The organism is Kitasatospora sp. NPDC127116 (assembly GCF_042677365.1).
Taxonomy (GTDB): domain Bacteria; phylum Actinomycetota; class Actinomycetes; order Streptomycetales; family Streptomycetaceae; genus Kitasatospora; species Kitasatospora lactacystinica.
On record NZ_JBHXTL010000149.1, the window covers coordinates 1 to 8,497 of the forward strand.

Below are 8,497 nucleotides of genomic sequence, written 5' to 3' on the forward strand. Positions count from 1 at the left end.
GCGTCGGCCCCCCCACGGGTCGGCGCCCCCGCTGGGGGGCGGGGCCGCGGGAGGCGCGGCGCCGCCCGGCCTTTAACGGGGGGTTACCGGGATTAAAAGGGGGTTGGCGGCCCTCCGAGGAGGACCGCCACCGCCGTTCGGGGTCGAGCCGGGACCCGGCTACTGCCCGGCTGCCGCGCCCTGTTGGCCGCCGCCGGTGCTGCTCGGCGTCGGCCTGCCGCCACCGCCCGGCTTTCCGCCGCCGCCCGGCGACGAGCTGTCCGTCGGTCCCGGGGGCTGCGTCTGGCAGCCGACGAACGGCAGACAGCTGTTGCCCGGGTGCGGGTTCTTGGTGCTGGACGGGCTGGGCTGGTCGCCGGGGCAGTCCACGCCGGGCACGCAGGTCTGGGTGGGCTGCGGCTGCACCGGCGGCTGCGGCGCCTGCGACTGGGGCTGCGCCGGGGCCGTCGGGGTGTCGGCCGTGGTCGGGGTGGCCGTCGCGGAGGCCGTGGACGGCGCACCGGAGGAGTCGACCTCGGTGCCGACCGGCTGCGGGGTCGGGAAGTCCATCTTCTTCTCGTTGGCCAGTGCGGCCCTCATGTACCGGGTGAAGACGTCGGTCGGGATGTCACCACCGTGGATGGACTCCTTGCCGCCGGTCCCGTTGAGCGACTGCCGCTCGTGCTTGGTCGGGTCCTCGCGCCACATCGCGACGCTGGTCACCAGCTGCGGGGTGTAGCCGACCCACCAGGCCGACTTGTTCTGGTCGGTGGTACCGGTCTTGCCGGCCACCGGGCGGCCCAGGTCCTTCGTCTTCTTTCCGGTACCGTTCACGGCCACGTTCACCAGCACGTCGGTGACGTTGTCGGCGACGGCCGGCTCCAGCGCGACCTTGGGCTCCTTCTTGCCGAAGCCCGGGCGCTCCACGCCGCTCACCTCGACCTTGGTGACCGAGTACGGCTCGGCCTCCTTGCCGCTGGCCGCCAGGGTGCCGTAGGCGGTGGCCATCCGGATCGGGCTGATGGTGGAGGTGCCGAGCGGGAAGGTCGCCGTCTTCGGGTCGGCGAGGCTCTCCTTCTTGACGCCCATCTGCACCGCGATGTCGGCCACGTTCTGGCCGCCGACGTCCTGGTTGAGCTGGACGAAGGGCACGTTGTACGAGTACTGCATGGCCTGCCGCAGCGAGACGTAGCCGCGCTTGCCGGAGTCCTCGTTCTTCTGCCGGTACGGCTTGCCGTCGTCGCCGATCACCAGCGAGCCGTCCGGCTTGCGGATCTCGGACATGTCGTCGGCGAGGTAGCGGCTGTCGGCGTTGATCCGCTTCGGCTTGCCCTTGTCGTCCTTCGCGGTCTGCACGCCGGTCTGCATCGCGGTGGCCAGCACGAAGGGCTTGAAGGTCGAGCCGACCTGGACGCCGGTGGCGTCGGCGTTGTTGTCGAAGTGGCCGTTCTCCACGCCGTCGCCGCCGTAGAGGGCGACGATCGCGCCGTCGCCGGGGCGGATGCTGGCGGAGCCGAACTGGATGTTGGTGTCGTTGTCCGGCCGCTTCTGCGGGTTGAGGTTCTCCGACTTGACGGCGTCGACGGCGCTCTTCAGCGCGTCGACCTTGTCCTTCTCGAAGGTGGTGTAGATCTTCAGGCCGCCCCGGTCGATCATCTGCGGGGTGATCGACTTGTCGGTGGCCATCACGTACTTGTTGGCGGTGTCGACCAGGTAGCTGATCTCACCGTTCATGTTGGAGCTGGGCTTCTGCGGGATCGGGTCCGGGAACACGTTGCACTTGGCGCGCTCGTCCGGGGTGATGGCCTTGGTGTCCACCATCTGGTCCAGGATCCAGCTCCACCGGCCCTGGGCCCGTTCCTTGTTGTCCGGGTTGGTGGGGTCGTAGTACGCCGCACCCTTGAGCAGACCGGCCAGCATGGCGCTCTGGCAGACGTTGAGGTCCTTGGCGTCCACCCCGTAGTACGCCTGGGCGGCCGCCTGGGCGCCGTTCGCGCCGCGGCCGAACCAGCTGGTGTTCAGGTAGCCGGTGAGGATCTCGGGCTTCTTCTTCTCCTGGTTGATCTTCAGCGTGATGAAGAACTCCTTCACCTTGCGGCTGAGGGTCTGCTCCTGGCTCAGGTAGGCGTTCTTCACGTACTGCTGGGTGATCGTCGAGGCGCCCTGGGTCTCACCCCCCTTCGCCATGTTCCAGACGGCGCGGAGCATGCCCTTGGGGTCGATGCCGCTGTCGGTCTGGAAGCTCTTGTTCTCCGCGGCGATGACGGCGTTCTGGAGGTTGGGGCTGATGTCCTTGAGCTCGACGATCTGACGGTTGGTCTGGCCCTTGCGGGTCATCTCCGTGTTGTCGGCCCAGTAGTAGATCGTGTTCTGGTTCTGCACCAGATCGTTCAGCTCCGGGACCTTGGTGCTCTGGTACAGGTAGAACACCAGGCCGACGAAGCAGCCGAAGACCAGCAGGAAGCCGCTCAGCCACTGCTTCCAGGACGGCAGCCAGCGCCGGATGCCGCTCTTGCCGAACCGCGGGTAGTCGATGAAGCGCTTCTTGCCGGGGCCCGCGGCCGCGGCGGCGGAGGCCGCGGCGTCACCGCGCCGGCCGCCCCCCTTGCCCTTCTTCTGGGCAGCCTTGCGCATCTCCGCACGGGTCATCCGGGGCTGTTGTGCGGTCTCCCTCACCCCCGAGGGGCGGCGTCGGCCGACGCCGTCCGAGCTCAGCTCGTCGGGCTCCGACCCACCTCCCCGACGGCCGCCGCCTCCCGGGGGCTGCTGCCCGTCACCGCCCGGGTTGGGCGTCCTTCGCCGTCGCTCGCTCATCTTCCAGCCACTCCTCGCCAGGCGTTTCCAGCCTGAAGGCAGGGTTCACGTCCGATGCCCGCAAACCGCCCTGATCCCGGAGGTGGTCCTCGTGCACACGCGACAGCGTACGCAGCACGGATATACAACTAATCGGACATCAGTTGCCAATGCCCGCAAAACGGCAACAGATCATTACAAGCCCGTTGCCAACCTCACCTGCGCGTCGGCTTGTGATCACATTCACGCGTGCCCCCCTTGCTCGTTCCGAGGGCCGGGTTTACTGTTCTCGATATATCGAGCCGATACATCGAAGCGGAATACCGCCGGATGCGGCGGCCGGACGGACACCGAGCGGGAGGAGGACGAAGGCAATGGGCAGACGCTCAGGAGTGCTGGAGTTCGCCGTCCTCGGACTGCTCCACGACGCCCCGATGCACGGCTACGAGCTGCGCAAGCGGCTGAACATCCTGCTCGGCACGTTCCGGGCGCTCTCCTACGGAACGCTCTACCCCTGCCTGAAGAGCCTGGTCGCCCAGGGCTTCCTGGTCGAGGACAACCCGGACGTCGAGTACGTCCCGGCCACCGCGCTCAACGGCAAGCGGTCCAAGATCGTCTACCGGCTCTCCGCCGAGGGGAAGCAGCGCTTCGAGGAACTGCTCGCCGACTCCGGCCCGGACGCCTGGGAGGACGAGCACTTCGGCGTGCACTTCGCCTTCTTCGGCCAGACCGACCGGGCCGTGCGGATGCGCGTCCTGGAGGGACGCCGCAGCCGGCTGGAGGAGCGGCTGGAGCGGATGCGCAACTCGCTGGCCCGCGCGCGCGAGCGGTTCGACGACTACACCGTCGAACTCCAGCGGCACGGACTGGAGTCGGTGGAGCGCGAGGTCCGCTGGCTCAACGAGCTGATCGAGACCGAGCGGTCCAACCGCACCGGTCGGACCGGCTCCGACGCCGGCGGCCCCGCCGCCGGCCCCCACAAGACTTCGGACGGCCGTGGCCAGGAGGACGGGTCCCAGGACCCGCCCGGGCCACCGTACGACCGCCCGGGGCGCTCCGCCCAGGAGCGCTGACACCGCGCCAGCCCTGTGCCGCGCGGCAGGATCGGGCGCCTCGCGCCCGTACATGCAGTCATCGAAGAAGCAGGACGAGTTCCGCCGACCCCGGCGGTCCTCATGAGATCACAGGGAGCAACCGGAATGGGTTCGGTTCGCGTAGCCATCGTGGGCGTGGGCAACTGCGCCGCGTCGCTGGTGCAGGGTGTCGAGTACTACAAGGACGCCGACCCGGCCGGCAGGGTCCCCGGGCTGATGCACGTCCAGTTCGGTGACTACCACGTCCGTGACGTGGAGTTCGTCGCCGCCTTCGACGTCGACGCCAAGAAGGTCGGCTTCGACCTGGCCGACGCCATCGGCAACAGCGAGAACAACACCATCAAGATCTGCGACGTGCCGCCGACCGGCGTGACCGTCCAGCGCGGCCACACCCTCGACGGCCTGGGCAAGTACTACCTGGAGACCATCGAGGAGTCGGACGAGGCTCCGGTCGACGTCGTCCAGGTCCTCAAGGACCAGCAGGTCGACGTCCTGGTCTGCTACCTGCCCGTCGGTTCCGAGGACGCGGCCAAGTTCTACGCCCAGTGCGCCATCGACGCCAAGGTCGCCTTCGTGAACGCCCTGCCGGTGTTCATCGCGGGCACCAAGGAGTGGGCGGACAAGTTCACCGAGGCCGGCGTGCCGATCGTCGGTGACGACATCAAGTCCCAGGTCGGCGCCACCATCACGCACCGCGTGATGGCCAAGCTGTTCGAGGACCGCGGTGTCATCCTCGAGCGCACCATGCAGCTGAACGTCGGCGGCAACATGGACTTCAAGAACATGCTCGAGCGCGAGCGCCTGGAGTCCAAGAAGATCTCCAAGACCCAGGCCGTCACCTCGCAGATCCGCGACCGCGAGCTGGGCGCCAAGAACGTCCACATCGGTCCCTCGGACTACGTGGCCTGGCTGGACGACCGCAAGTGGGCGTACGTCCGCCTGGAGGGTCGCGCGTTCGGCGACGTCCCGCTGAACCTGGAGTACAAGCTGGAGGTCTGGGACTCCCCGAACTCCGCCGGTGTCATCATCGACGCCGTCCGCGCCGCGAAGATCGCCAAGGACCGCGGCATCGGTGGCCCGATCCTGTCGGCCTCCTCGTACTTCATGAAGTCCCCGCCGGTCCAGTACTTCGACGACGAGGCCCGCGAGAACGTCGAGAAGTTCATCCGCGGCGAGGTCGAGCGCTGAGCGGCTGACCGCTCACGGCTCGCACAGCCGTAGGAAGGGCCCACGGTCTTCGGATCGTGGGCCCTTCACGTTCTCGCGGCCAATGTTTCACGTGAAACAGTGGCCGGTTCCATGGCACTCTGGGCGGGTGGCGATCACCGAGAACGGCAGCACCCACCAGTCCGCGCCCCGCGCCACGCTCCTGGACCTGCTGAAGGGCCGCGACTTCCGGCGGCTGCTGACCGCCCGGGTGCTCTCCCAGCTCTCGGACGGCGTCTTCCAGGTCTCGCTCGCCGCGTACGTGGTGTTCTCCCCCGAGAAGCAGTCCTCCCCCGCCGACATCGCCTCGGTGCTGGCCGTGATGCTGCTGCCGTTCTCGGTCATCGGCCCGTTCGCCGGCGTGCTGCTGGACCGCTGGCGCCGCCGCCAGGTGCTCTACTTCGGCAACCTGGCCCGCTTCGTGCTGGGCCTGGGCACCGGCGCGCTGCTGCTGGCGCAGGCGCCGACCTGGCTGTTCTTCGCCTCGGCCCTGCTGGTCACCGCGCTCAACCGGTTCATCCTGGCCGGCCTGTCCGCCGCCCTGCCCCGGGTGGTGGAGCAGGACCAGCTGGTCACCGCCAACGCCCTCTCCCCCACCCTCGGGACGGTCGCCGCCGCCTCGGGCGGGGGCATCGGCTTCGCGCTGCACCAGCTGATGGCTCCCGGGCCGCGGGCCGACGCCGCCCTGGTCACGGTGGCCGCGCTGCTCTACCTGTCGGCCGCGCTGGCCGCCCGGCGGATGGACCGCGACCTGCTCGGCCCGGAGCAGCACGAGGGCCGCCCGGCGCTCGGCCAGGCACTGGTCCGGGCCGCCGTCGAACTCGGCGCCGCGGTGCGCCACCTCGTGCGGGACTGCCGGCCCGCCGTGCACGCGCTGGCCGCCGTCACCGCGGCCCGGTTCTGCTACGGCGTGCTGATCGTGGTCGTGGTGATGCTCGCCCGGTACACCTTCAACGACCCGACCGACAGCGCGGCCGGGCTGGTCACCCTCGGCCAGGCGGTGGGTCTGTCCGCCGCCGGGTTCTTCGTCGCCGCGCTGGTCAGCCCCTGGTGCACCCGTCGGCTGGGCCTGGCCGGGTGGATGACGGCCTGCCTGGTCGCCCCCGTGGCCTTCGTCCCCGCCCTGGGCCTGAGCTTCACCCTGGTGCCCTGCCTGATCGCCGCCCTGCTGCTCGGGGTGGTCACCCAGGGCACCAAGATCTGCGCCGACACGGCGGTGCAGGAGTCGGTCGAGGACGAGTACCGCGGCCGGGTCTTCGCCATCTACGACGTGCTGTTCAACGTCGCCTTCGTGGCCGCCGCCCTGGTCACGGCACTGGTGCTGCCGCTGTCCGGCCGCTCGGTCGCGGTGGTGCTGGGGGTCGCCGGGGTATACGCCCTGACGGCGGTCCTCTACCTGCGCGCCGCCCGCCGGAGCCCGCTCCCCCGGTGACCAGGGCTCCTGGGAACCCTCGGGGCTCGCGGCCGACGGCGTCCGACCGACTCGCTAAGGTACTCGAACCTGTCGGATCGACAGAACTCCGTCTCGGGGGACGAACTGATGAGCACACCGCCGAATCCGTACGGCCCGGCCCCGGTGGGGCCGCCCGTCGCCACGCCGTACGGGGCACCGCCACCCCCGCCGGCCGCGCCGTACGGACCGCCGCCGGCCTACGGGCAGCCCGCACCACCGGCCCCGCCCGGCTACGGCCCGCCACCCGGGTACGGACAGCCGCCCGCCTACGGGCAGCAGCCGCCCGGCCAACCGCCCTACGGACAGCAGCCGTACGGGCAGCCGGCTCCCGGACCGTACGGGCAGCAGCCGCCCGCCGGACCGTACGGCCCGCCCCAGCCCGCCCCGGCGGCGCCGCCCGCGCCGGCCGCCAAGCGCGGCATCCGGTCCAAGCTGCGGATCGTCGGGCTGGTCGGCGGCTGCGTGGCGCTGGCCGTGGGCTACTTCGTGGCCGGGCCCAGCGTCAGCAGCGCCAAGCCCGGGGACTGTGTGCGGGCGAGCGGCTCCCGCGACGTCGAGATCGTCAAGTGCACTGACAGCAAAGCGAATTACCGTGTTCTGTCGAAGTTCGAGGGCACCACGGACGTGACCCGCTGCAAGCAGACGCCGCAGACCACGAGCGCGGTCTCGGGCAAGAGCGGCCGCCGCTGGAACAAGAAGCGGTACGTGCTCTGCCTCGGCCCGCTGGCGCCCACCACCACCGGCGTCCCGCCGGTGAAGAAGTCCTGACCCCTTCCGCCTCTCCTTTCCTTCCCGGGGGACCCCCTTGTCCGCTCCGCCTCCACCGCAGATGCCGTACGGCCCGCCACCGGGCGACGGCAACCCGTACGCCTCCGGCGGCTCCTACGGCGCACCGCCCCCACCGCCGCCGGCGCCCGGATACGGCGCACCACCGCCGGGGCCCGGATACGGCTACCCCGGCGCCCCGCCGCCCGAGCAGCCGTACGGGGTCCAGCCCCCGCCGGACGGCTACGGCTACGGGTACCCGCCGCCGCCGACGGACGGGACCACCTGCCGCTTCTGCGGCGGCTACCCGGCGGTGAACGCCACCGTCCGCGGCCACCAGGGCCTGATCATCGCCTACCGGATGCTGCGGATGACCGGCCCGTTCTGCCGCACCTGCGGAACGGCGACGGTGCGCGACATGTCGGCCCGGACGCTGGTCCAGGGCTGGTGGAGCCTGGTGTCCTGGCTGCTGACCCCGATCACGCTGCTGCTGAACCTCGGCCCGCACAACAAGTTCAAGCAGTTGCCGCCGCCCGTCCCGGGCAGCCACGGCCCCCAGCTGAACCCGGGCGTTCCGCTGACCCGCCGGCCGCACATCGCGATGCTGCTGGTGCCGGTCTCGCTGGCGGTCACCGTGGCCCTGGCCGCGACCGGGGTGCTCGGCCCGAAGAAGGGCGACCCGGTCGCCGACCCGACGCCGTCCCCCACCGTGCTGACCTTCTCGCCCATGCCGCTGCCGAAGCCGACCTACACGTCACCGGTCATCCCCATGCCGACCTTCACGCTGCCGGTCCCGACGCTGACGTTCCCGCCGGTCACCACGCCGACCGACTCGGACAGCAAGGTGGACTCGGCCAACCCCGGTGACTGCCTGCGCAACGCGAACGGCACCAGCGAGACCACCGACACCAACCCGAAGATCACCGTGGTGCCCTGCACCGACACCAAGGCGCAGTACAAGATCGTCTTCAAGTACCTCGCCACCTCCGACGAGAAGGCCTGCGAGAAGCAGCCGAAGTCGGACAGCTGGTACACCAGCAAGCACCCCAACCTCCCGGCCCTGGACTACGTGCTCTGCCTGAAGCAGCTCAAGTAGCCCGGTACGAAGGAGGGGTGGGGGCGGGCGGCCGGCGGGGGCGCCCCCCCCCCCGGGGGGGGGCGCCGGGGCCGCCCCCGCGCCGGCGAAGGGCAGCGCGGACGGGGGGAA

Annotated in this window: 6 protein-coding genes; 5 read left to right on the forward strand and 1 reads right to left on the reverse strand. The window is 70.5% G+C overall.

Annotated features, from left to right (window positions below):
- Positions 1-159 precede the first annotated feature (159 nt).
- The gene (locus tag ACFVHV_RS37590) at positions 160-2,628 is read right to left on the reverse strand and encodes a transglycosylase domain-containing protein (protein WP_380357527.1); all 2,469 of its coding nucleotides are present in this window, start codon (positions 2,626-2,628) and stop codon (positions 160-162) included.
- 518 nt (positions 2,629-3,146) lie between these two features.
- On the opposite strand from ACFVHV_RS37590, the gene ACFVHV_RS37595 reads away from it, so the two are divergent.
- The 5 genes from ACFVHV_RS37595 to ACFVHV_RS37615 all read left to right on the forward strand — a co-directional run bounded on the left by ACFVHV_RS37595 (position 3,147) and on the right by ACFVHV_RS37615 (position 8,386).
- On the forward strand, positions 3,147-3,845 hold the full coding sequence (locus ACFVHV_RS37595; protein ID WP_359909483.1) for a PadR family transcriptional regulator: 699 nt from the start codon (positions 3,147-3,149) through the stop codon (positions 3,843-3,845).
- Positions 3,846-3,971: 126 nt separating this feature from the next.
- Positions 3,972-5,054, forward strand: coding sequence for an inositol-3-phosphate synthase (locus ACFVHV_RS37600; RefSeq protein ID WP_359909486.1), 1,083 nt, complete (start codon positions 3,972-3,974; stop codon positions 5,052-5,054).
- A 127-nt stretch (positions 5,055-5,181) separates the two neighbouring features.
- Positions 5,182-6,504 (forward strand): MFS transporter, encoded by a 1,323-nt coding sequence (locus ACFVHV_RS37605; protein WP_359909489.1) that lies wholly within the window; start codon positions 5,182-5,184, stop codon positions 6,502-6,504.
- A gap of 108 nt (positions 6,505-6,612) precedes the next feature.
- Positions 6,613-7,293 (forward strand): hypothetical protein, encoded by a 681-nt coding sequence (locus ACFVHV_RS37610; protein WP_359909492.1) that lies wholly within the window; start codon positions 6,613-6,615, stop codon positions 7,291-7,293.
- A 37-nt stretch (positions 7,294-7,330) separates the two neighbouring features.
- Positions 7,331-8,386, forward strand: a complete 1,056-nt coding sequence (locus tag ACFVHV_RS37615) for a hypothetical protein (RefSeq protein ID WP_359909495.1) — start codon at positions 7,331-7,333, stop codon at positions 8,384-8,386.
- The last annotated feature ends 111 nt before the right edge of the window (positions 8,387-8,497 follow it).